This is a genomic window from Compostibacillus humi (assembly GCF_014637175.1).
Taxonomy (GTDB): Bacteria; Bacillota; Bacilli; order Bacillales; family Amphibacillaceae; genus Oceanobacillus; species Oceanobacillus humi.
This window is the reverse complement of sequence record NZ_BMEV01000019.1, coordinates 1-23,260: the sequence shown is the minus strand read 5'-3', so window position 1 is coordinate 23,260 and position 23,260 is coordinate 1. Positions and strand designations below refer to the sequence as shown.

The 23,260-nt window shown below is 42.4% G+C and carries 20 protein-coding genes and 1 other RNA gene; 6 read left to right on the top strand and 15 right to left on the bottom strand.

Annotation, left to right across the window (positions count from 1 at the left end; translation table 11 throughout):
• Window positions 1–22: 22 nt before the first annotated feature.
• Entirely contained in the window at window positions 23–1,387 is a 1,365-nt protein-coding gene (locus IEV18_RS06635) for a YjiH family protein (RefSeq protein WP_229733573.1), read from the bottom strand.
• 291 nt (window positions 1,388–1,678) lie between these two features.
• Between IEV18_RS06635 and rocF the strand changes: the two genes are divergently transcribed.
• Complete coding sequence (gene rocF, locus IEV18_RS06630; protein ID WP_188391605.1) at window positions 1,679–2,602, top strand: arginase; 924 nt, start codon at window positions 1,679–1,681, stop codon at window positions 2,600–2,602.
• Window positions 2,603–2,784: 182 nt separating this feature from the next.
• Complete coding sequence (locus tag IEV18_RS06625; protein ID WP_188391604.1) at window positions 2,785–3,660, top strand: LysR family transcriptional regulator; 876 nt, start codon at window positions 2,785–2,787, stop codon at window positions 3,658–3,660.
• 49 nt (window positions 3,661–3,709) lie between these two features.
• Here the strand turns inward: IEV18_RS06625 and IEV18_RS06620 are convergent, their stop codons facing one another.
• Window positions 3,710–5,011: an aspartate aminotransferase family protein gene (locus tag IEV18_RS06620; RefSeq protein WP_188391603.1), complete on the bottom strand. Its 1,302-nt coding sequence runs from the start codon at window positions 5,009–5,011 to the stop codon at window positions 3,710–3,712.
• A gap of 366 nt (window positions 5,012–5,377) precedes the next feature.
• On the opposite strand from IEV18_RS06620, the gene IEV18_RS06615 reads away from it, so the two are divergent.
• The gene (locus IEV18_RS06615; protein ID WP_188391602.1) at window positions 5,378–5,926 is read left to right on the top strand and encodes a short-chain dehydrogenase; all 549 of its coding nucleotides are present in this window, start codon (window positions 5,378–5,380) and stop codon (window positions 5,924–5,926) included.
• A 716-nt stretch (window positions 5,927–6,642) separates the two neighbouring features.
• On the opposite strand, the gene IEV18_RS06610 is transcribed toward IEV18_RS06615, so the two are convergent.
• Window positions 6,643–8,358, bottom strand: a complete 1,716-nt coding sequence (locus IEV18_RS06610) for a sulfate adenylyltransferase (RefSeq protein WP_188391601.1) — start codon at window positions 8,356–8,358, stop codon at window positions 6,643–6,645.
• Window positions 8,359–8,635: 277 nt separating this feature from the next.
• Here IEV18_RS06610 and uppS point away from each other — a divergent pair, with 277 nt between their 5' ends.
• Window positions 8,636–9,427 (top strand): undecaprenyl pyrophosphate synthase, encoded by a 792-nt coding sequence (uppS, locus tag IEV18_RS06605; RefSeq protein WP_188391600.1) that lies wholly within the window; start codon window positions 8,636–8,638, stop codon window positions 9,425–9,427.
• 79 nt (window positions 9,428–9,506) lie between these two features.
• On the opposite strand, the gene arsC is transcribed toward uppS, so the two are convergent.
• From arsC to pdxR, 3 genes are all read right to left on the bottom strand, one after another.
• Entirely contained in the window at window positions 9,507–9,983 is a 477-nt protein-coding gene (gene arsC, locus IEV18_RS06600) for an arsenate reductase (thioredoxin) (RefSeq protein ID WP_188391599.1), read from the bottom strand.
• Window positions 9,984–9,994: 11 nt separating this feature from the next.
• Window positions 9,995–11,263 (bottom strand): MFS transporter, encoded by a 1,269-nt coding sequence (locus tag IEV18_RS06595; protein ID WP_188391598.1) that lies wholly within the window; start codon window positions 11,261–11,263, stop codon window positions 9,995–9,997.
• A gap of 94 nt (window positions 11,264–11,357) precedes the next feature.
• Window positions 11,358–12,797 carry a MocR-like pyridoxine biosynthesis transcription factor PdxR gene (gene pdxR, locus IEV18_RS06590; RefSeq protein WP_188391597.1) on the bottom strand — a complete coding sequence of 480 codons (1,440 nt, stop codon included), beginning with the start codon at window positions 12,795–12,797 and terminating at the stop codon, window positions 11,358–11,360.
• Window positions 12,798–12,921: 124 nt separating this feature from the next.
• Here pdxR and IEV18_RS06585 point away from each other — a divergent pair, with 124 nt between their 5' ends.
• Window positions 12,922–13,530 carry a LysE/ArgO family amino acid transporter gene (locus IEV18_RS06585; protein ID WP_188391596.1) on the top strand — a complete coding sequence of 203 codons (609 nt, stop codon included), beginning with the start codon at window positions 12,922–12,924 and terminating at the stop codon, window positions 13,528–13,530.
• A gap of 87 nt (window positions 13,531–13,617) precedes the next feature.
• Here the strand turns inward: IEV18_RS06585 and ssrA are convergent.
• From ssrA to secG, 6 genes are all read right to left on the bottom strand, one after another.
• Window positions 13,618–13,983, bottom strand: a transfer-messenger RNA (tmRNA) gene (gene ssrA, locus IEV18_RS06580).
• A 133-nt stretch (window positions 13,984–14,116) separates the two neighbouring features.
• The gene (smpB, locus tag IEV18_RS06575) at window positions 14,117–14,584 is read right to left on the bottom strand and encodes an SsrA-binding protein SmpB (RefSeq protein WP_188391595.1); all 468 of its coding nucleotides are present in this window, start codon (window positions 14,582–14,584) and stop codon (window positions 14,117–14,119) included.
• Between the two features lie 64 nt (window positions 14,585–14,648).
• Window positions 14,649–15,455 (bottom strand): zinc transporter ZupT, encoded by an 807-nt coding sequence (gene zupT, locus IEV18_RS06570; RefSeq protein ID WP_188391594.1) that lies wholly within the window; start codon window positions 15,453–15,455, stop codon window positions 14,649–14,651.
• Between the two features lie 452 nt (window positions 15,456–15,907).
• A complete protein-coding gene (gene rnr, locus IEV18_RS06565; protein WP_188391593.1) occupies window positions 15,908–18,103 on the bottom strand; it encodes a ribonuclease R in 2,196 nt (731 codons plus the stop codon).
• A gap of 35 nt (window positions 18,104–18,138) precedes the next feature.
• Window positions 18,139–18,885, bottom strand: a complete 747-nt coding sequence (locus tag IEV18_RS06560) for an alpha/beta hydrolase (protein WP_188391592.1) — start codon at window positions 18,883–18,885, stop codon at window positions 18,139–18,141.
• A 105-nt stretch (window positions 18,886–18,990) separates the two neighbouring features.
• Window positions 18,991–19,221 carry a preprotein translocase subunit SecG gene (gene secG / locus IEV18_RS06555; RefSeq protein WP_188391591.1) on the bottom strand — a complete coding sequence of 77 codons (231 nt, stop codon included), beginning with the start codon at window positions 19,219–19,221 and terminating at the stop codon, window positions 18,991–18,993.
• Between the two features lie 191 nt (window positions 19,222–19,412).
• Here secG and IEV18_RS06550 point away from each other — a divergent pair, with 191 nt between their 5' ends.
• On the top strand, window positions 19,413–20,324 hold the full coding sequence (locus tag IEV18_RS06550) for an alpha/beta hydrolase (RefSeq protein WP_188391590.1): 912 nt from the start codon (window positions 19,413–19,415) through the stop codon (window positions 20,322–20,324).
• 36 nt (window positions 20,325–20,360) lie between these two features.
• On the opposite strand, the gene IEV18_RS06545 is transcribed toward IEV18_RS06550, so the two are convergent.
• From IEV18_RS06545 to IEV18_RS06535, 3 genes are all read right to left on the bottom strand, one after another.
• Window positions 20,361–20,945, bottom strand: coding sequence for a nitroreductase family protein (locus tag IEV18_RS06545; protein WP_188391589.1), 585 nt, complete (start codon window positions 20,943–20,945; stop codon window positions 20,361–20,363).
• Window positions 20,946–20,961: 16 nt separating this feature from the next.
• On the bottom strand, window positions 20,962–21,456 hold the full coding sequence (locus IEV18_RS06540; protein WP_188391588.1) for a DUF1648 domain-containing protein: 495 nt from the start codon (window positions 21,454–21,456) through the stop codon (window positions 20,962–20,964).
• A 65-nt stretch (window positions 21,457–21,521) separates the two neighbouring features.
• A complete protein-coding gene (locus tag IEV18_RS06535) occupies window positions 21,522–22,490 on the bottom strand; it encodes a nucleoside hydrolase (protein ID WP_188391587.1) in 969 nt (322 codons plus the stop codon).
• Window positions 22,491–23,260: the final 770 nt, after the last annotated feature.

Here is a 23,260-nt window from a genome sequence, read left to right as displayed (position 1 = left end):
GATCATCCTTTGCTGTTAAATTTTAATAGATGATATGGGCAATAAGAGCGATAATCGGAATGGAAATTAATGTCCGTTCAATAAAGATTACGAGCAAATGCCATAGTTTTATCGGTATTTTCGAAATTAGCAGAAGTGTTCCCATTTCCGTTAAATAAATGATTTGGATTAAGGAAAGAGCACCTACGAAAAATCTAGTAATTTCTGCTTCAATACCCGACGCCAATACTGCTGGCAGGAACATGTCGATAAAACCAATAATGGTTGCCGGCGCCGCACTTTGAGCTTCCGGAAGCTGCAATAATTGGAGCAGCGGAACCATCGGCTGGGAAATCCACTGGAAAAACGGCGTAAATTCTGCAATGATCAATGCAACCGTACCGATTGCCATTACTTGCGGCAGCAATACGAAGACAATTCCCAGAAATATTTCTGTACCTTGTTTTAATTGGGCCTGCAAGTTTCCGGCCTGTTTTGCCCGTTGCACCGCCTGGTAGGTTCCCCAACGGAGAGGGGACATGTCTTTAGGAATATCTTCCTGAATATTGCTTTCTTTATAGTAGGTGTCAGGAATTCTTGAAACCGGCGGAATTCTCGGAATAATGACGGCACAGACAATTCCGGCAATGACAATCGTTAAGTAAAATACCGGAAACATGTGATCGACTCCGAGCACACCGGCTATGACAAGACAGAACGGGAGAGATACCGTAGAAAAACATGTTGCGATTGCCGCTGCTTCTCTCCCGGTATAAAAACCATCTTGATACTGCTCTCTCGTTATGACCACACCGACGTTTACATTTCCTACCCATGACGCCAACAAGTCGATTGCCGAGCGTCCCGGCAGCGTAAATAATGGTTTGATCACCTTCCGCAAAAGCGTACCGACAAATTCCATCGCGCCAAAATTAATTAAATATGGCATCAAATAGGATGCGACAAGAAACCACATAATTAAGCTGGTTAATAGCCCAAACATGACCTGGCCGGTGACTTCTGAGTAAACAAAATTAACTCCAGCCTGATAAAATGTCATTACCGCAAAAACGGCACCCAAGATTCGTACAATTGTCCAGAAAATCGATACATCAAAGGTGGAAGATAAAAATTCAGACTGCTGAATAAACTTCGGCTTTGCCAATTTTGCTATAATCGTCACTATAGTGGAGAAAACCATGAAAATCGTAATCACGCTTGGCAATATGCTGGTAAGCGCATCAATAAAAAATTCTGTAATAATCCCCAGCGGTATATTGAAGGATCCGTCTTCGATGATGGGAAAAAGGAAAATAAATACCCCGAACAATGAAGGCAAAAGGAATTTTAAAAATTCCTTTCTCGTAAACTGATAATCTTTCGACACTGCATCCTGCTTTGGGTTCACACTCAATGAATACTCCTCCTTTTGACTACCTCCACATAAATAATAGTGGATAAATTTTCCCATAATTCAAAAACTAAGTCAATATGCAATTATTAAAAAATTTAATAGCAGACCTTTCCCAATATTTTTCTTTGAAAATACAACATTTATAAATTTTCCAATGGAAGAAATTCAGCACTTTGAAAGCGATTATTTCGCATTTTTTTGCATATATATAAGCTTTTTTGCTTAGTTGATGCATGTCGATACATAAGGCTACAATATTCGTAGATAAAGAGAGGGGGAACTGTGATGGAGAAGAAAATATCCATTTTAGGTGTACCGATGGACTTAGGGCAATCCCGCCGCGGGGTGGATATGGGTCCAAGCGCTATTCGCTATGCGGGAATTGTAGAGCGCTTACAACGGCTTGGCTACACGGTTCAGGACCTTGGAAATATTGCCATTTCAGAGGAAAAAAATAATACTTCTTCAGAACAAAATTTAAACAATCTCCATGCCATCGTAAAGACGAACGAAGCTTTGGCAAGCAAAGTAGACGAAATTGTAAAAAATAACGAATTCCCTTTAGTATTTGGCGGGGATCACAGCATTTCCATAGGAACTCTTGCCGGAATTTCTCAGAATTATCAAAACCTGGGAGTCATCTGGTACGATGCCCACGGTGATTTGAACGTACCAGAAACTTCACCTTCCGGGAATATTCATGGGATGCCCCTGGCCAGCAGCATGGGTTTCGGGCATGAGCTGCTGACCAATATTGCCGGCTTTGCGCCGAAAGTGAAGCCGGAAAACGTTGTGATGATTGGTGTCCGGGATTTGGATCAGGGCGAAAAAGTACTGATAAAAAAATTAGGTTTGAAAGTTTACTCCATGCATGAAATTGACCGATTAGGAATGGCACGGGTAATCGAGGAAACAATCGAATATTTAAAAGATAAAGATGGGGTTCACTTGTCCCTCGATCTGGATGCCCTTGACCCAACGGAATGTCCGGGAGTAGGAACACCGGTTATCGGCGGGGTAACCTATCGGGAAAGCCATTTGGCGATGGAAATGCTTGCCGAGTCCAATCTTATTACTTCAGCAGAATTTGTGGAAGTGAATCCAATTCTTGATGAAAAAAATAAAACAGCCGATGTGGCAGCAACATTAATGGGTTCCTTATTTGGGGAAAAAATTCTCGAACCATCCGGAAAAAAGGTAATTATTTAATGAATCTTCTAGATCAGTGAGCATGTCACTGATCTAGAAGTCTTTTATTGAATTCTTTCGTTTGCATCATACTTCAATCATCTCCTCTAATTTTCCTGTCTATTTTTTTGCTTATACCCCTATAGCCGTATACCGAACTATCATTTATAATAGTCTAAAAGATTTGAGCAGAGGGTGAAGGAATGGAATTAAGGCAATTGAGAACGTTTCAGGTAGTTGCTGAAGAACTGAATATGACGAAAGCGGCAAAACGGCTAAAATATACCCAGCCGACCATTTCTCTGCAACTGCAGTCATTGGAAAAAGAACTAAATGTAACATTGATTACTAGAGTCGGCAATAAAAATGTTCTGACTGCAGCGGGGAAAAGACTAAAAACCCACGTGGACCGTTTATTTGAACTTATGGAAGAAATCGAAAGCGATATGGAAGCTTATAGTCAGCCGGGCGGTCTGCTCACCATCGCTGCTTCCGAATATTATTGGACTCACCATCTTCACCCCGTCATTCAGGAATATAAAATGTTATACCCGAATGTTAATATTAGTCTCCTTCCGCTAAACAGCGCCCACGGGATACGCAGCGTAAAAAATGCCGTTGCTGATATTGCGATTGTTGCAGGGGAAATAAGGGAGGCGAAAGTGAAGAAATATTATCTTGAAAAAGAACAAACCTTTTTAGTAGCCTCATCGCAATTGACAAGAGGGAAAAATCTGCAGGAAATATTGTATCATTTTCCTTTCATCTCTTATGACGAAGATTGCAGTTTCTATCACATTATTGAAAAATTTTTCCATAAAACGAAGATAAAACCAAAATCCACGATTATTTGCGGAACAGATGAAGCAATTAAGCAGGCAGTATTAAACGATACAGGGTATGCCATCTTGGGAGGAAATATTATTCAAGATGAAATAAAAAACGGCAAGATTTCGATTCTCCAGCAAATCGATGATCCGATTAATACGTATGCGATTCATTTAAAAGAGCGCTCGCAGGAACCGAACATTGAAACCTTTACCCAAATTTTGCAGCAAACATGGCCAACATTAAGTTAGTATAATGTAAAAATCCCAACTACCAGGCAATAAGTAGTTGGGATTATTTTTATTCTTGTTCGTATTCTGTTATCGCTTCTTCTAACAAGGAAATTCCTAAATCGAGATGTTCCTTATCAATGTTTAACGGCGGCATCATCCGAATGACTTCCCCCTGGTTTCCGCTTAAGTAAAGGATAACACCTTTTTCCAATGCTTTTTCCAATACTTTCATTAAGCCGTCGCCGCTTGGCTGTCCTGTTTTCGGATCTACGATTTCAATGCCGATCATTAAACCGATGCCTCTTACATCTCCAACGGCTGGGTGGTTTTCTTTCATTTTCTGCAGTTTTTCCAGCGCGTAGTCCCCCATTGCTCTCGCATTTTCAATCATTCCTTCTTCCTGGAGGACATCAATGGTTGCACATGCTGCAGCGCAAGCTACCGGGTTTCCGCCGAAAGTTGTACTATGGCTGCCAACTTCCCATTTCGCCATCAATTCCTTGGATGCTACGGTTGCACTGAGGGGCAATCCGCTAGCTATTCCTTTCGCGATCGCCATAATATCCGGCGTAACCCCAAACCGGCTAGCGGCAAACCAGTCCCCTGTTCTCCCAAAACCGGTCTGCACCTCATCGAAAATCAGTAGAATGCCATGACGATCGCAAATTTCCCGGATTTTCTTCAGCCATCCCTTTGGCGGAATAACATATCCCCCTTCGCCAAGTACCGGTTCTAAAATAACTGCTGCCACTTCTTCCGGAGAAACTTGATGATTAAACAGCCGGGCAAAATCCTTTTCCGCTTGTTCCGTCCAATAAACGTCCGGGTCAGCCCCCTTTGGTGTTTCCTTTACATTTGCATAAGGCAAATGATATGTCATATTTCCGCCAACGGGAAGATATTTCCGGTATTTGCTTTTGGATGCGGTCAAACTTAACGCTCCCATCGTTCTGCCATGAAATCCGCCGATAAATGAAACTACATATGGCCTTTTCGTCGTATGTCTGGCTAATTTGACCGCCCCTTCAATAGCTTCCGCGCCGCTGTTTCCAAAGAAGAAACAATCTAACGGTTTCGGAAGGATTGTCGTCAGTTTCTTCGCCAATTCCAGAATCGATTTATAATTAATAATGCCAATCGGCCCGTGAATCAGTTCATCGGCTTGGTCTTTTATCGCTTTAATTACCTTTGGATGCCGGTGCCCCGTATTTTCTGTTGCAATTCCAGAGGTAAAATCCAAATATTTTTTCCCGTCAGTTCCGATATAAAAAAAACCTTCTGATTTTATGACAGGCAAGTTCGGAAAATCCTTTGCCATCGTAGGAGCCAGTAAACCTTCCTCATTGATTTTTTCCCAATCCGCCATCATCTCAACCCCTTTTGTCAGTTGCAAAAGTTCTGTAATTTGCTTTCATCTTTTCATATGAGAAACAATCCGTCAATTTCCTATTATTAAAATAATTTATAGTCTTGCTAAACTTGAACATCTCTAATAGAAGAGCTGGAAATTCATTTTGAAAATAGGTATTACTGAGACAAATTATATCCTTTTTTCTAAGCAGATTTCCGGGGAATGCTCTTGGAGTTCCAGGGGAATGACGAAATATTTTTTGTCCGGGATCGGATTATCTGGTGGGAGCTGATGGTTCAATCAGACTGCCAAATGAACAATGAGAGCATATTTACAAGATGACCTCCTAATGATTAAATAATAAGAAAAATAGAGGTGTTCGCAATGAAACATGCTTTAGTTGTCGGCGGGACAGGAATGCTGGCCGATGTTTCCATATGGCTTGTAAATCAAGGGTATCAAGTTTCCATTATTGCAAGAAATCCCGCTCGGATGAACAGCTTGCTGGAAAGGACAAATAACAAACACAACATCACACCGCTCCTTGTTGATTATAAAAAAGATGATGCATTACAAGCAAAAGTGCGTGCTGCCATTGAAAAACATGGCCCTATTGATTTGGCGATTGCCTGGATCCATTCCAATGCACCGAATGCGTTGAATGTAATAGTAAATGAGATCACCGAACATCAAAATGATTGGGATTTGTTCCACGTATTAGGAAGCAGTTCCAATCTAGAGAAAATCAAGAAAGGATTTCCTGCGCCTGAAGGGTGTAACTATTATCAAGTTCAATTAGGGTTTGTCTTGGAAGGTGAATTTTCCAGGTGGCTAAGCCATAAAGAAATTTCAGTTGGGGTAATTGATGCAATACGCCATCGAAAGAAAATTTTAACCGTAGGACAGCTGGAACCTTGGGAGAAGCGTCCTTAATTCAACGTTTTAACTTTTCCATTGTCTCGTTTACTCAACATTCCTTATTCTGTTGTATTTAGAACCATTCTATAGGCAGTTTTTATCGGTTTTTCTTCCTCAAATGGGCTTTAGATGCTCTTTATAAGCCGTTTTTATCAGTTTTCCATTCTCAAATGGGCTTTAGATGTTCTTTATAAACACTTTTAATCGATTTTTCATTCTCAAATGGGCTTTAGATGCCCTCTATAAGCCGTTTTAATCGGTTTTCCATTCTCAAATGGGTTTTAGATGCCCTCTATAAGCCGTTTTTATCAGTTTTCCATTCTCAAATGGGCTTTAGATGCCCTCTATAAGCCGTTTTAATCGGTTTTCCATTCTCAAATGGGTTTTAGATGCCCTCTATAAGCCGTTTTAATCGGTTTTCCATTCTCAAATGGGCTTTAGATGCCCTCAAAAAGCTGTTTTAATCGGAATTTTATCTTCAAACGTCCCATAGAAGTTCTCTATGAGCCGTTTTTATCAAGATTCCATCCTCAATTGGGCATTAGCTTCTTTATATAAGCAGTTTTAATCAGTTCTTCATCCTCAAACGGTCCATAGAAACATTCTAAGAGAAGAAATGATTGAATTCTCCTCTTTTATCGGACTATAGAAGCCAGTGCAAAAATAATCTGTCGCATGTTGTTATTTTCCAAAAAAAACCTGCGAAATCCATTCGCAGGTGCTTTTTTACATTACTCTTCATCACTGCCCCGGTAGCGTCGGTATGGAAGCGGGTTCCAGACACGGTATTCCAAATCTTCTTTCCGTAGCGGGGAAGGAATATCTTCGGAAATTTTGCGTGCTACTTCCAATTCGCGCTCTGCCTCTGCCCGATCTTGATACATAAATTCATCCGATGCTTCTTCTGGAGCTTTATCCACTTTTTCCTCCAAGTTCGCAATTACCATTTGCTGCTGTTTTTGAATTTGTTCCCGGGCTGCCGCTACCCAATCCGGCTGGGTCGTACGGAGCGTATCGGATACATAACTGAATTCATTAAAGATTTCTTTGTAAATTCGGTCGGCGTTTTCCCGAACATCTTTAATCGCATACTCTAAATCTTCAATCGTCAGCTCTTCCACGTTAAGCGGTGTTTCCCGCTCCGGTCCGCCGATTCCTTTTCGCGTTAAGTAATAAGGGAAAATGCTCTTGATTGTCTTGCCGACAGGGGAGATTGCCTGATTGTTTTCGTCCACCCCTTTTGGCTGTACTCCTTGCATGGCAATCCGGGCAGATTCCGGCCGGACGATTTCCTTCGGCGGAAGCACACCGTACCGCAGCAATTCCCGAATGCCCGTACCGGAAATGTTGATCCGATACTTTTCATCATGCGGGCATGTTTGTTCCGTCGCTTGCGTATGGCAGCGGGTACAATAAAATACTTCATGGAACAATCGAATATCAATCCCTAATTCTTCCGGCGTATATTCGTCAAAAACGGTATGGCTTGCATATTTATCATAAAAGTCCCCAATTCCTGCATGGTCCCGGCCAATAAGGGCATGGGTGCAACCGTAGTTTTTCATAATCAAAGCATGCAGTACCGCTTCTCGTGGTCCGGCAAAAATGTAAGTTACTCTAAGCGGTGCCAGAATCGTCCTTTCCTTCGGATAATATGTATCCAGCACGCTCCGGTAAGATAACATGCGGAACTCGTGCCGCGTATATTCTCTTTTTGCCATTTCTACGAGCGGTTGAACAAATAACCCGTCCAGCTCCTCCAGCGCGTTGCGGTGGATATATTCATGTCCTCGATGCAGCGGATTTGCTCCGGTAATAAATCCTCCGACAGACTTAAACTTCTTCTCTTCATAAAAGAGTTTCCACGTATCTTTCGGTTCCATCCGCAGTTCTTCAAACGGTCCCCAATGAACGCGGCGGAGCAATTGAATCGGACCTGCCAGGGCAGTATCTCCCATGCGGCGATAAATGGCATCTACTCCCGGATGGTTGCGGTCCGTCGTTCCGAACAAGTGGGATGCACGAAATTCCCTGTCATAATGGAAAATATCCTCCAGCTTGAGCAAAGCAACCGGTTCCGTCGTATGATCAACCAGTGCTACTTCATCGCCAACGGATAATGTTTGAATGATTTCCTTATTGCGGTCGCCAATCGGCGCAAAACTTAATGGAACAGGCCAAATTGTCCCATCGCTTAATCTTCCCTTCGTAAGAACTGATTTGTAGTCTGCTTCGTTCATGAAGCCTTCATTTGGAGATAAAACCCCGGTTGCAATCATCTCAAGCGTGATAACGGCTTCCAAATCGACCATAATCTTCGGAAGCTGTTTTGCTCTTTCCATCGCTTCTTCCAGTTCTTTTCCTGTCAGAACACGATTAACGAGCTTTCCTCCATGAGGCTGTTGCGGATACTTTTTCTTATCCAGTACTTTTGCTTCTTGACTCATTTCTTCTCCCTCCTTAGTACTCCTATTCTATTTCATTCTAAAAAATCCTTCCTAAAAATCAAAAAATTCATAAATGATAAATAACATTTATCCCTTCAAAGCCAACGCATATGAAGCCGCTTCTACACCAAGATACAATAAAAAAATATCCTAAAATATAAAATATTTATTGATAAACGATAAATGACATGGTAAACTGTTTTTAAAAATATAATTTTTTTACTAATGTCCTCCTGTGAGCCAGGGGACCATTTTGACTGTAAAAGGATGATGGATGATGAAAATCTCGATTTTAAATAAACACAATTTAACAAAACCCTTCCGTTCTTCAGAAGAACAAAACCCAAAGCATGTAGCAATTATTATGGACGGAAATGGGCGATGGGCAAAGAAGCGCGGAATGCCGAGGTTTATCGGACATAAGGAGGGCGTGTCTGCAGTTGTGAAAGCTGTAAAAGCAGCTGTGAAGTACAAGGTAAAAATTTTAACGCTTTATACTTTTTCGACGGAAAACTGGAAACGTCCCAAGTCTGAGGTAGAATTTATTTTAAAACTGCCAGAGGAATTTCTAAATGTGTATTTGCCGGAGCTGATCGCGAATAACGTACGGATTCAGGCTATTGGGGATCTGGAGCAGCTCCCGTCCTATACCCGTGATGCTTTGCAATATGCAATGGACAAAACAAAGAATAATGACGGTCTTCTTTTAAATTTTGCCTTAAATTACGGAGGCAGACATGAGGTAATCCACGCTATCCAAAAAATACTGGAGGATATAAACAACGGAAAATTAGCAAACGAGGAAATAAATGAAGAGCAGTTTTCACAATACTTATATACATCCGGTTTGCCTGAACCAGATCTTCTTATCCGCACTGGCGGAGAAAAACGGTTGAGCAATTTCTTGCTTTGGCAGCTGGCATATACCGAATTTTGGTTTACCAATGTACTTTGGCCCGATTTCTCTGAGAAAGAATTTCTATGTGCTCTTGAGGAATACCGAAAGCGAAAAAGAAGATTTGGCGGAATTGAAGAAAAAGTGAATGGAACTTTGCATAGCAGTTATTAAGAAAAAAATCCATCCTTTGATGGATGGATTTTTTATTAAGGCAGTTTACATGTGCTTTTTTCTGCTAAGCTTCCACATTCTATCGGAGATGTTCCCCTTTTTGCTTTGGCAGAAAGGGCTCTTTCCTTTCCGTATTTATTCCCATGTCTGTCGCAAATTTTTTAATCCGTTCGCCGATTTCATCCCGAACCCGCTGGAAAACCGCCCATATTTCCTCTTCTGACCCTACTGCTTTTGCCGGATCCGGAAATCCCCAATGTTCTCTTCGGACATGGGGAGGTGTTACGGGACAGCGTTCGGCAGCATCCCCGCATAACGTAACGACCATCGCAGCATGATTTAAAATTTCCTGATCGATCGTTTCCGACTTCTGATTCGAAATATCGATTCCTACTTCCTTCATTGCTTTCACCGCTTTAGGATTTAAGCCGTGGGCTTCAATTCCGGCACTGCGAACTTCCCATTCCTCCCCAAGAAGCTTCTTTGCCCAGCCTTCCGCCATTTGGCTCCGGCAAGAATTGCCTGTACATAAAAAGTAAATTGTTTTTTTAGCCATAAAAATCTCCTTCATTTACATAAAGTTATAATGTTCCCTTTTAGTGTGAGCTTACCTAGTTTAGACTTATTGTCTTTTAGATAAAGCAGCAGCCAACAGAAAGCTAATATGATAAATATCCCGGCTCCGCCTAAGTATAAATACAAAAATCCTGCTTCCAATTCGATTACCATATAACCGATAAAAGGGCCTGCCGCTGCGCCAACATCTTGAATAACTGTGTACAATGTAATAAATGTTACAGCCGATGACTTTAAATATTCAATCGCAATCGAATCGATTAAAGTTGTAATGGCAGTCGTTCCAACCATAACAAGTAACGTAATGATGATCCACAGGATGACAGAAGAGTCATATAATACCATGCCATACAGCATCCCTGTGGCAGCCAAGAAAAATACAAAAAGCGGAATCCTTCCTATTTTTCCATCAGACCAAATTCCGATTCGCCTTGCTAAAAATGGTTCCCAGACCCATCTGCACGATTGTATAATCCCTGATAACAGGGCAGCGCTTAAGATAAAATGGAATACCTTTACAATCTCTCCATAATGATAATCAATGACGGAGCTTAATGTAGAGGTCAACACTCCTTGTATCAGAAAGGTGATGAAAAAACCGCTTGCATAGATCAGCACGATTTTCTGTTTATTCCTGATTTCACGTAAGGAAAATATTTTTACTTTCGTTGAAACTTTTTTATCTGCCGGCTTGGCTTTTTTCCGTTCAAAAGCATACAAAATGAGCGGCAAACCCAGCAGGGATAATATTCCAAAAATCATTGCTGTCAGCTTCAGTCCGATAACAGGCACAAATATTCCGCCAAGAAGCATGCCAAATAAACTTCCGAGCCGGAAAAGCCCGTTATACGTGCCCATCGCTTTTCCAACCTCATTTTCATCCGAATAAAAAGAAATACTAGTCAACCCGCCAATTCTAAAGAAGGACCAGGCGATTCCCCATAGACATCTTAAAATGAGCCAAGCAATAAATCCATGGAATAATCCGTATCCTAAAGTAGATAATCCGCCTAATAAGGTGGCAATGAAAAGACCTGTTCTTAATGAAATCCGATGGTATAGCCATCCAACAATTGGTGCAGCAGGCAGGCGGACAAAACGGTTAATCGAAAGCAGTACCCCTACTTGCCATAAAGCATCCAAGCCTGCCTGTTCCCAATATAACGGAAGAACGATATACAGCATGGAATCGCCCAGCAGGCTTAATGCCGTTACCAAAGCAATTGTTTTAATTATTTTCATGCTTTGTTTTTCTTTCATAAAAAATTTTTGCTCCTCTTTTATTAGGGTAAAACCTTACCGTACGATAAATTACAACTACATTCCCCGTTCACCGGACTCTTTTCTAAATAAGCTACTTCAATCTCTGAATGAGTTCAGATAATATTTTTAGCCCTTTATCCAGTTCCTCCAAAGACGCATAAGCGTAGGATAGCCGAATATACTCTTGGCAATCGCTATCATAAATACTTCCCGGATTTATTAATATGCCTTCCCGGAGGGCGATATCGAATAATTTTCTAACCGAACTGCCGGTTTTTAGTTTGAGCCAAATATAAAACCCTCCGGGCGGAATTTTCCAAACGGCAAGCTGGGAGAAGTATCGGTTTAACAGATGGACCATAAAATCCCGTCTGTATTTCAGCTCGGCTCTTACACGCTGCAAATATTCCTCGTAGTGACCGCCTTTAATCCATTGATTGATAATCCATTGGGAAACAGAACTGGAACCGTAGTCGGTTTGCATTTTAATATCCGCGAGACGTTCAATTACCGGTTCCGGGCCGACAACCCAGCCAATCCTAAGACCCGGACTTAAAGATTTCGAAACACTGCCAATGTATAAAACAACTCCCTGACTGTCATCAGCTTTCATCGGTTTTGGCGGAGGAGCATCGAGCCAGAGCTCGCCGTAAACATCATCTTCAATCATCGGAAGGGATTCTTTCATGCAGATGTTTAATAATTGCTTTCTTCTTTCAGCAGTCATTAATGTCCCTGTCGGATTATGGAAGGATGGGATTGTATAAAGCAATGCCGCACGGTGCTGGCGTTTTAACCGGCTAATAGCTTGAATTTTTATCCCTTCCTCATCCATCGGGATACCCATTAAATTCATCCCAGCCGACTGAAACACATGGACTGAGTTTAAATAGGATGGTGTTTCGTGAAGGATGATGGAGCCCCGTTTCAGCAGACCGACGGAAATTAATTGCAATGCCTGCAGCGCTCCTGAAACGATTAAGATGGATGAAGGTCCAGCTTCAATCCCTTTTCCTTTCAAATATTGACTAATCGTTTCCCGCAGTTCTCGATTTCCCTTCGGCTCTTCATAATTTAATGAAAGATTTTTCTTTTTATCACGGAGCAAGTTCTCGATTACTTGCTCCTTTGGCATTAATTCCGGGGAAAGTTCACCTGTACTTAAGCGAATCATATTCGGGTCTGCTTCTGCCTCGTTAATTTTTTGAATAACCGTTAAATTCAGCTCGTGTATGCCGGAACGGACATAACTAATCCAATCCGGAGGGGGTGCGGAAGCAAGAAGACTCCACGTATTATTCGCGACCATCGTGCCGCTTCCCACTTTTGATTCAATAAATCCATCCGCTGCCAGCTCCTGCAGTGCCGTAACAACGGTGCTCCGATTGACGCTGAACTGCTCCGCTAATGCTCGTTGCGAAGGCAGCTTCGTACCAACTGTCCATTCTCCATACAAAATTTTCCTTTTTACATATTCCGTGATTTGTACATGCAAAGGAATGGAAGAAGATCTATCCGGTTTCCAATCCACGTTGCACCGACCTCCACTATCTCTCGTATTATGTTAGCAAATGGTTGGTTCAATTTCCGTCCAATTGGTTGGAGACAAATTATGTTTTCTTTCCTATTCTATATAATAACGGGAGGGATTCGTGTTGGAAGTTTTTATCCATGGAGTTGTGCTTGCATTTGGCTTAATCTTGCCTTTAGGCGTACAAAATGTTTTTATATTTAATCAAGGAGCTGTACATAAAAAATTCATCCGCGCATTTCCTGCCATCATTACCGCAAGTGTTTGTGATACGTTGCTTATTTTATTGGCTGTCGCCGGTGTATCCATTATCATATTAAGTTTTTCGTGGCTGCGCACCTTTCTGTTTTTGGTCGGCTTTCTTTTCCTCGTTTACATGGGCTGGCTTATGTGGAGAGATGCTAGTGAAGTAAGTCTTAACGAAGTATCCAATTCTTTTACTGCGAAGAGGCAAGTACTCTTTGCCGCTTCCGTTTCCTTGCTGAATCCCCATGCGATTTTGGACACAATCGGCGTCATCGGAACAAGCTCATTAATTTATACCGGGCACGATAAGCTAATGTTTACGGCAGCCTGTATTCTAATTTCCTGGCTATGGTTCTTCTCGATTGCATTTGCCGGGAAAAAGATTGGCCAAATTGATCAAGGCGGAAAATTGCTGAAACGCATGAATCGTTTTTCTGCCCTGATTATTTGGATTATGGCGGTATATTTAGGAATACAGTTGATATGAATCATGGGCAACTAAAAAAGACTAGTCATTACGACTAGTCTAGTTGTTGTAGTCAATATAAAAAATTTTTACCACCAACATATGTATTGGTGGAGACGGTGGGAGTCGAACCCACGTCCAGAGATATCGCCACTTAAGCGTCTACGCGTGTAGTTGGTATATTATCCTTCGCTATTCCTTCAGCCTACCAACAGGCTTCCAGATAGCTAGTCTGATTTGTTTCAACAACCTTCCTCAGACGGCGGAAGATTGTCAAAGCCCGCTCCATGTGAGACCCTTCAGGCTGACACACGGGCGATGTCAGGAAGGATCGCTTTAGGTGCGCTTACGCAGCAGCTAAAGCAGGTTGATTGTTAGCTTTGCCAGTTATATTTAGGCGTTAACGTTTTACGAGACGTAACCTCGACGCGCAGCTCAAGCTCGATCTATCCCTGTCGAATCCAAAACGTCCCCATGCATGAGAAACGCTCAGATAAACAATTATGAGCTTGTATGTTTATTATAACAGATATGAAGCGGAAATCAAGAGCTGGCAAATATTGCCAAACACAAGCTGGCCAGCTTTGACTGAGCTTTCTGCCAGCCTTTACCGGTACTGCTCCTTTAATGCCCGGTCGATATCCCGCTTCATTTGTTTTTTCTTCAAGTCTTCCCGTTTATCATATTTCTTTTTCCCTTTTCCGAGACCTAACAGCACTTTGGCAAACCCGTTTTTTATATACAGCTTTAGCGGCACGAGGGTGTACCCTTGCTGCTGAATTAACCCGATAAGCTTATCGATTTCCTTCCGGTGTAGGAGCAGTTTCCGCGTTCTCGTCGGGTCATGGTTAAAGCGGTTCCCCTGGGTGTATTCGGCAATATGCATATTGACGAGCTGCACTTCGCCATTTTTGTCAATACGGGCATGAGCATCTTTCAAGTTCACTCGCCCGTTGCGAATTGACTTAATCTCCGTACCTTTTAACACAATCCCTGCTTCGTACGTTTCTTCAATAAAATAATCATGATGTGCTTTTTTATTTTGGGCAATGACCTTTCCCTGTCCTTTTGGCATAAGCCTTCCTCCTACTGTTTCCATCGTTACTATTCTATCAAAAATTTCCATTCATTCCAACGGATTAACTGATAAGAAGAAGACTAAGGGCCATAACCGCCATTCCCGTCATAATTCCGTAAATGGACAAATGGGTTTCATCGTATTTCTTTGCGGCTGGAATCAATTCGTCAATGGAGATAAATATCATAATTCCAGCAACCATGGAGAAAATGATGCCAAAAACCATGTCATTCAAAAACGGCATTAAAATTAAGTAAGCAACAATGGCACCGATGGGTTCGGACAATCCGGATAAAAAGGAAAGCCGGAATGCTTTCTTTTTGCTTCCCGTTGCATAGTAGACTGGAACGGACACCGCAATTCCTTCCGGGATATTATGAATGGCAACCGCAATGGCGATAGCGACCCCGATGGCCGGATCCTGCAGCGTAGAAACAAAGGTGGCAATTCCCTCGGGAAAGTTATGAATCCCGATGGCCAGTGCGGTGAACACCCCCATTTTCATTAAATCCGGGTCATTTACTGCAGATTTTGGTTTATCCATATCTTCTACTTTTTTCACTTCGTGGGGGTTCGAATATTTTGGAATCAAATTATCGATCAGGGCGATGAGCACCATGCCGGCAAAGAAACCGAGTACTGTTACCCAATACCCTTCCGTTTCCCCTAATGCATCCGTTAAAGCATCCTTCGCCTTAAAAAAAATATCAATCATTGACACGTAAATCATGACCCCGGCAGACAAACCGAGGGAAAAAGATAGAAACTTCGTATTCGTCGTTTTCGCAAAAAAAGCTAACAGACTCCCGATTCCCGTAGCCAATCCGGCCAAAAATGTCAGCAAAAATGCCAGTGAAAGAACACTCATTGATGTTACTCCTTCCGAGAAGAAACGATTATTCGCCCAGTAACTATATGTATGCAAGAAATAAGTTGTGCAATGCAAAGGATCTCTTTTAATTAGTAGTATATGCGCCTCTTTCTTTGGTGTCAACAATAAATTTTACTTAGTGCAACTTTTCGTTTTGCTTATTTTTATTAGTTTGGCATCCCAGTTTGTTCGTATCCATCTCTCCGTGAGAATGCTTAATGAAAAAAAGGAAAGAGATGATTTGGCTTTATTTATTCATTCCCGGAATCGCAATTTATTTCGAAAAAAGGTCAGGGATGACCGCTCCCGCTGAAAATAGGCAAAAGGACCATTTGGCAGTCATCTTGCAGCGAAATGAAAAAATACATATGGAAGATAATGCAGAAATAAAAAGAGCCTCCAAAAAGCAGCTTGGCCGGCTTCTTGAATGCCCTGGATTTGTAATGATTCTATTTTTTCTTTTTCTTCTTTTTCTTCGGCTCGCTTTTTCTTTCGTTCGTATTGTTCCGACGCTGTTTTCTCGATTCGATGCCGACAAGCTCGAAATCGATCGTAAATTCATCCATATTGACGCCGGCAACCCGCACCCGCACTTCATCCCCGACCCGGAACACGTTGGCCGTCCGCTCCCCGATAAGAACTTGATGCTGTTCATCATAGCGGTAATAATCATCGGTCAGGAAACTGACGTGGATTAACCCTTCTACGGTGTTTTCCAGTTCGACAAACATGCCGAAGTTTGTTACTGAGCTAATAATTCCGGTAAATTCTTCACCGATTTTATCTTGCATAAATTCGGCTTTCTTCAGGTCGTCCGTATCCCTTTCTGCATCGACGGCACGGCGTTCCATCATGGAAGCGTGTCTCGCAATTTCCGGCAGGCGTTCCTTCCAGTGGGAAATCGTTTTTGCGTCCATTTTCTTTTCGATTAAATAAGTGCGAATGAGACGATGAACGATTAAATCCGGATAACGGCGGATCGGGGAAGTAAAATGAGTGTAAAATTCCGTCGCCAAGCCAAAGTGGCCGACGCTTATCGGATCGTATTTTGCCTGTTTCATCGATCGGAGCATGAGTTTGGAAACGACCATTTCCTCCGGTTCTCCCTGAATATCATCCAGCACTTTTTGCAATGCCTGCGGATGGACTTCGTTTGCAGTCCCCTTCACCGAAATGCCGAGTCCGGCCAAAAATTCAAAAAATGTTTGCAGTTTCGCCTCGTCCGGGTCTTCGTGAATCCGGTGAATAAACGGCACATCGAGCCAGTGGAAATGTTCGGCAATCGTTTCATTGGCGGCCAGCATAAACTCTTCAATCAGCCGCTCCGCTACCGACCGTTCCCGAATGACGACATCAATGGCCTTTCCTTCTTCGTCGACTATTACTTTTGCTTCTTTAAAATCAAAATCGATGGCACCACGGCTCATCCGTTTCTTCCTTAAAATGCTGGCCAGCTCTTCCATCATTTCGAACATCGGAACGAGAGGCTCATACCTATTCCTTAATTCTTCGTCCTTGTCAACGAGTATTTTATTTACATCAGAATAGGTCATCCGCTCCGTCGTCCGGATCACTGCCGGAAAGATTTCATGGCTTACTACTTGACCTTTATCGTTAATCTCCATTTCACAGCTTAACGTCAGCCGGTCCACTTGAGGATTTAAGGAGCATATCCCATTGGACAGCCGGTGGGGTATCATCGGAATGACCCGGTCGACGAGATAAACACTCGTCCCCCGCTCGAGCGCCTCTTTGTCAATCGGGCTATTTTCCTTCACATAATAGCTGACATCCGCAATATATACGCCAAGCTTGTAATTGCCGTTATCCAATCGTTTGACGCTGACCGCATCGTCCAAATCTTTCGCATCGGCCCCGTCAATCGTAACAATCATCTCATTTCTGAGATCACGGCGCCCTTCTAAATCCTTTTCCGTAATCGTATCCGGCGTATTGGCTGCCTGTTCCAGCACTTCTTCCGGAAATTCAATCGGGATGCCATGTTTGTAAATAATCGACAAAATATCGATGCCCGGGTCATTTTTATGGCCGAGAATTTGGATAATTTCTCCCTCAGCACTTTTTCTTCCCTCAGGATACTTCGTAATGCGGACGATTACTTTATGGCCGTCAACTGCACCATTCGTTTTACCCTTCGGAATGAAAATATCATTCGGAATTCGCTTATCGTCGGCAATGACAAAACCGAAGGAGCGGCTGTCTTCATAAGTGCCGACAACTTCGGTCACCGCCCGTTCCAAAATGCGGATTACTTTTCCTTCAGGACGGTTGTCGCCGATATCTCCCTTTTCAATCCGGACTAACACTTTGTCGTTATTCATCGCCGAGTTTAAATCGGAAAAATGTATGTACACATCGCCAATTCCCTCATCATCGGGAAGCAAAAAGGCAAAACCTTTTTGATGCATCTGAATCCGGCCCCGGACGAGATTCATCTTTTCCGGCAGGCCGTAGCGATTTTTCCGTGTCATGACGAGTTCCCCGGCATATTCCAGTTCGTTTAACGCGACGACAAGCTCTTTAAATTCTACCGCATTATTTATGCCAAGCGCCTCTTCAATTTCGTGGACGCTTAACGGTTTCGTCCCGGATTCTTTAAAAAATGTCAAAACCCGTTCTTTCATTTCTTCACCTTCTTTCTAGTTATAATTTCTCTTATTTATTCTTTCCAATCCAGTTTTTCTAAAAACTGATAAATATCTTCATAGAGCTGCTCTTTTTCCTGATCCAATGTAATGACATGGGAGGAGTTTTCGTACCATTTGATTTCTTTCAAATCGGCTTCGACTTGTTCGTAAATATAGTTGGCACTATCCGTATTGATCATTTCATCGTTCCGGGCTTGCACAACAAAAGTCGGGCAATAAATCGTATCGACGTTTTCTTTGACGTCGGTAATCGTTTCCCCTAATGCCTGGAATAATGGCTTCGATTCTTCCATCAGTTCTTCAACTTCTCTTTCAATGGCCGCCTCGTCTTTTCCTTCCAGCTGTTTATATTCTTTCGCAAACTTCCGGAACCCTTTCGATAATTGGAACTGATTATCGAAAAACATCGGCGCACACATTGGAATGACTGCCTTCACTTTCGTGGAGTAAGCGAGCCGCAGCCCGAGAACGCCGCCTAAGGAAAGCCCGGCAACGGCAATCTCCTCATAGCCCAAGTCAAGCAAATGCTGATACGCCTTTTGCACATCTTCCCAATACTGGCTCGGGTTCGTTTTTACCAGCTCTTCCGGAGGAACACCGTGGCCGCGATAAATCGGCGCATGGGATGTATAGCCTTTCTTTTCAAGAAACCTGCCGAGCATCCGTACATCCGCCGAATGGCCGGTAAACCCGTGTAATAATAATACTGCTCTTTTTCCTGCTTCAAAGGTAAATGGTTTTGGTTGTACTATCTTCATCTTTCTGTCTCCTTATACTATTACTATACCCGCAATAAGCAATTGTACTACATTCAAATAAAATAAGGAAACCCTTATCACGGCCGGGTGACAAGGGTCTTATGTTTATACTAAATATCCGCTTATGAATGCCAATACAAAGAAAATGATACCTGCAACAACGGTGGAACGATGCAATACTAAATCCATTCCCCGTGCTTTTTGCTTTCCAAATAACTGTTCCGCTCCTCCGGAAATGGCACCGGACAAACCTGCACTTTTTCCGGACTGCAATAGGATCAGCGTAATTAAAATAATTGCATCAATGATTAATAGTACGTTGACTAATCCAGCCATGTGCCCAAGACACCTCCTACATTACCGACAAATCACTCATACCTACTTTAGCATAAAGCAATGTATGCGCGCAATAGTTTCTTCCTTCCGGGATAACACCTTTGGTTCGATGGAAATCTCACTTCAAACTTGAATGGGGTCCTGCGAAAGGAATATGATGAAAGTAACAGAAACAGAAAGGAACATCGTGTATGGAGGAAACTTTTTGGATTCAATCGGAAGCTGACGGTACACCCATTTTCACGAAAAAATTCTTTTCCGATAAAAAGCCGAAAGCGTTAGTGCAAATAGCGCATGGGATGGCGGAACATATTCAAAGATATGACGAGTTTGCTCAATTTCTTGTGGAACAAGGTATATTCGTATACGGCAATGACCATCGGGGACACGGTGAATCCGGCTTAAAACAGGGATTGTTAGGCTACTTTTCGGAAAGGGACGGATTTTTAAAAGCTGCAAAAGATCTTTACCAAATCACAAAGCAAATGAAAAATGATTATCCTGATACCCCATTATTTCTATTCGGCCATAGTATGGGTTCATTTCTGGCAAGATGCTACATGCAGCAGCATAGTGAGGAAATAGACGGAGTAATTTTGTCGGGAACGGGATACTTTCCTTACCATTTAACAGCTTTTGGAAAACAAATCGCCCTCCGGCTGGAGCAAAAGAAAGCTTCACCGCTAATGAACAAACTAGCATTCGGGGGATATAACCGGAAAATTTCCTACCCGAAAACGGCTTTTGACTGGCTTTCCCGGGACGACAGAGAAGTGCAAAAATATGTGGAAGATCCATTATCCGGCTACATCCCGACGGCACGTTTCTTTGTTGATTTATTCACCGGAATTGAGCAAATGCAAAATAAAAATGCCAACAGAGCAGTTCATAAAGATTTGCCGCTGCTTTTCATCAGCGGGGACCATGATCCTGTCGGCAACTACGGCCGAGGCGTTTGGAAAAGCGCGGAACTTTACGAAAGTCTTGGTTTTCGGCATATTACCGTCCTTCTTTACGAAAAAGCAAGGCACGAGTTACTGCACGAAATAAATCGGAAAGAAGTGTTTTCCTCCATCTTAAAATGGATGGAGCAGCATCTTTAATTAAAAACAGCTGGTCAGACTGTTGCCAGCTGTTTTTTAAAATGGTTCATCTATAATATGTAATTTTTCGGCAATCGGCGTCCTCGGCTTTGCCCGAGGAATTTTTTTCGGATAGCCGATTTGCATTACGGCGGCAATTTTATGCTTATCCGCATTTAGTCCAACCGCCTCGTAAAATTTTGCGTCATGCATATACGGGGTTATCGTCCATAACATGCCGACACCGTACTCCCATGCTGCCAGCTGGGCATTTTGAATAAAAGCGCAAATGGAAGCATATTCCTCTTCATACCGGATTGGGTCTTCCGGTTTTTCGAAATAAATTAAAGCGTGATGGGGAATGTCCTCCAAAAACTTTTTTATGGATGCCATCATTTTCTCCGTTTTTGGTTGTCCATCTTTAGGAATCATACCGATTCGCACGTAGCTGTTTAATATTTCCCGGACAAATGCAACTTTCCCCTTTTTCTGATATAGCTTTATATTCCATGATTCCTTCATATAATGGGACGGCGCATAAGAGGCATACGTAAAAATATTGCGCAATATATTTTCATCCACTTCTTCATTTTTAAAGACGTGGATGGAACGCCGATTTTTGATTGTCTCGAACAGCGACACATGTCCACTCTCCCTTTTATCTCAGCTTAAAGGAACGCCAAACGAAGAAGCCGAGGGTTCCTAAGATGACGACAATAAAGATGATAAAATCCCATTCTCCTAAAGGACTAACAGTGAGATTGTTTTTGGAGATATAAACATTCATTACATTGTACAGACTGAAAATAATAAGTATCTCATTTTTTAGAACGTTCATCATCATCATGGAATTTTTATATAGCCGCTCCCGGTTCTCTTCCGTAAGACCAACGTAATTATGTAAGTGGGGATTTTTCTCCAACGCATGGAGAATCGGCCACATAATAATGCCGATTAACGGAAAAATAAGAAGCATCGGTTTTGCGCCCCAAGCGTCCACTTCTCCAAAAACATTGTAATGGGCCGGAATTTTATTGGGAAGGGACGCCCACATGGAAATGACGTATCCGAGCTGAAGCAAAAATATAGTTACGGCAACAAGGTCAAAATATTTTAGAAATACCGGCTTTTCAATATCAATTTTTGGCTGCAAAGTCCTTCCCCCTTTATTATTCTGCATCTATCTGTTATACGATTAACCCAAATCTTTTGTTTCGCTTAAAATCGGACACCGGACATCGTCGTCATAAAATTCCGGAAAAATTTCGGATAATCCAGATCAAAGGCAATGCGATGGGTTTTAATTTCTTTTTCAGTTTCTTCCTCTAAACTCCCAAAAGGTCTTATATCCGCAATACTTTGGCCCCTTTCTGTCCCCTCGGGTGCTTGAACTACGTGGACCGGAAGTTCGTTAAAGGTGAACATATCTTCATGACTGATCGCCATTAAAGTGAGAACATCATGAAGCGGACTTCCCTGAATGGACGGGTCTCTTTTCTTATAAAAATCAAAATAATAATCTAATAACGTTTTTACAAGCGGAACTTTTCCAACGGTATCGATATAATCGACCATCTCCGGTGTGGCAATGGCCTGCTGGGTAACATTCAGCGGGATAATCGTAACATTTTCAGCATACGTTAAAACAATTTGTGCTGCAACCGGGTCACCGTGGAAATTTGCTTCGGCAACGGCAGTGACATTCCCGGGCACCCAAAAAGCACCGCCCATAATGTAATAAGCTTTTACCTGCTTCATCAAATCCCCGTATAAAATAAACAACGTCGCCAATGAAGTGAGACGGCCGATATTTACAATTACAAGATCATCTAAATTTTCCCTGATTAACGAAACTACATCATAAAAATTTTCATTAAATACTTCTTCCGTCTCAAGCGGCGGAATGATCGGGCCAAGCCCAAACGGCCCGTGAATCTCGGTAACATATGTCGGAATTTCAGCCGTCATCGGAATTTCAGCACCGGCAAAGATTTGCAATGACTGGGATTCACTCGTAGGAAATAAATCTGTTATATATTGAATGGTGCGAACCGCATTTTTCCTTGGTATGTTGCCATAATCGGCAACAACGCCAGCCAAATCAATTTCATCCGACAGATATGAATAAATTATCGCCAACGTATCATCAATGCCAATATCCCCAAAAACAAGAACCTTTTGCCCCATTCTTATGTTCCTTCCATCGTTTTATATTAGCTTATGATAATATATTTTTGTCCTGTGTCTTAACAAGGGATGCGACCATCTGGTCTGTTTAATTCTTTTTTCGGATATCGGCCATAATGAGTGGTCTCTCGGTTGATTCTTACGATTTTTCCGCACAATCGACCGTGATAAGCGCTCTCTCGGCTGATTCTCGCGCTTTTTTCCGCACAATCGACCGTGATAAGCTTTCTCTCGGCTGATTCTCACGCTTTTTTCCGCACAATCGACCGTGATAAGCTTTCTCTCGGCTGATTCTCGCGCTTTTTTCCGCACAATCGACCGTGATGAGTGCTCTCTCGGCTGATTCTAACGCTTTTTTCCGCACAATCAACCGTGACAGGCGCTCTCTCGGTTCATTCTTACGCATTTTTTCCTGCAATCGACCGTGATAAGCGCTCTCTCGGCTGATTCTTACGATTTTTTCCGCACAATCGACCGTGATAAGCTTTCTCTCGGCTGATTCTTACGATTTTTTCCGCACAATCGACCGTGATAAGCTCTCTCTCGGTTGATTCTTACGATTTTTTCCGCACAATCGACCGTGATAGGCTTTCTCTCGGCTGATTCTTACGATTTTTTCCGCACAATCGACCGAGACGGAGTTTAGAGCCGCCTTTTTAAACCCGAGTTCGACAGTTGCTAGGTAAACGAATGCCCCTCAAAGCTTTGTGTATCAAGGTTTTGAGGGGTAAAAAAGGCATAATTATTGTGTTACTAGCTTTTCGGTTTGA

Bases quoted from the DNA above. Each gene is read 5' to 3' on its own strand.
- zupT (WP_188391594.1), bottom strand. From the start codon at position 15,455: ATGAGTGTTCTTTCACTGGCATTTTTGCTGACATTTTTGGCCGGATTG.
- IEV18_RS06625 (WP_188391604.1), top strand. From the start codon at position 2,785: ATGGAATTAAGGCAATTGAGAACGTTTCAGGTAGTTGCTGAAGAACTG.
- IEV18_RS06620 (WP_188391603.1), bottom strand. From the start codon at position 5,011: ATGATGGCGGATTGGGAAAAAATCAATGAGGAAGGTTTACTGGCTCCT.
- IEV18_RS06610 (WP_188391601.1), bottom strand. From the start codon at position 8,358: ATGAGTCAAGAAGCAAAAGTACTGGATAAGAAAAAGTATCCGCAACAG.
- rnr (WP_188391593.1), bottom strand. From the start codon at position 18,103: ATGAAAGAACGGGTTTTGACATTTTTTAAAGAATCCGGGACGAAACCG.
- IEV18_RS06550 (WP_188391590.1), top strand. From the start codon at position 19,413: ATGGAGGAAACTTTTTGGATTCAATCGGAAGCTGACGGTACACCCATT.
- IEV18_RS06595 (WP_188391598.1), bottom strand. From the start codon at position 11,263: ATGAAAGAAAAACAAAGCATGAAAATAATTAAAACAATTGCTTTGGTA.
- uppS (WP_188391600.1), top strand. From the start codon at position 8,636: ATGAAAATCTCGATTTTAAATAAACACAATTTAACAAAACCCTTCCGT.
- rocF (WP_188391605.1), top strand. From the start codon at position 1,679: ATGGAGAAGAAAATATCCATTTTAGGTGTACCGATGGACTTAGGGCAA.
- IEV18_RS06615 (WP_188391602.1), top strand. From the start codon at position 5,378: ATGAAACATGCTTTAGTTGTCGGCGGGACAGGAATGCTGGCCGATGTT.
- IEV18_RS06560 (WP_188391592.1), bottom strand. From the start codon at position 18,885: ATGAAGATAGTACAACCAAAACCATTTACCTTTGAAGCAGGAAAAAGA.
- smpB (WP_188391595.1), bottom strand. From the start codon at position 14,584: ATGCCAAAAGGACAGGGAAAGGTCATTGCCCAAAATAAAAAAGCACAT.
- IEV18_RS06535 (WP_188391587.1), bottom strand. From the start codon at position 22,490: ATGGGGCAAAAGGTTCTTGTTTTTGGGGATATTGGCATTGATGATACG.
- secG (WP_188391591.1), bottom strand. From the start codon at position 19,221: ATGGCTGGATTAGTCAACGTACTATTAATCATTGATGCAATTATTTTA.
- arsC (WP_188391599.1), bottom strand. From the start codon at position 9,983: ATGGCTAAAAAAACAATTTACTTTTTATGTACAGGCAATTCTTGCCGG.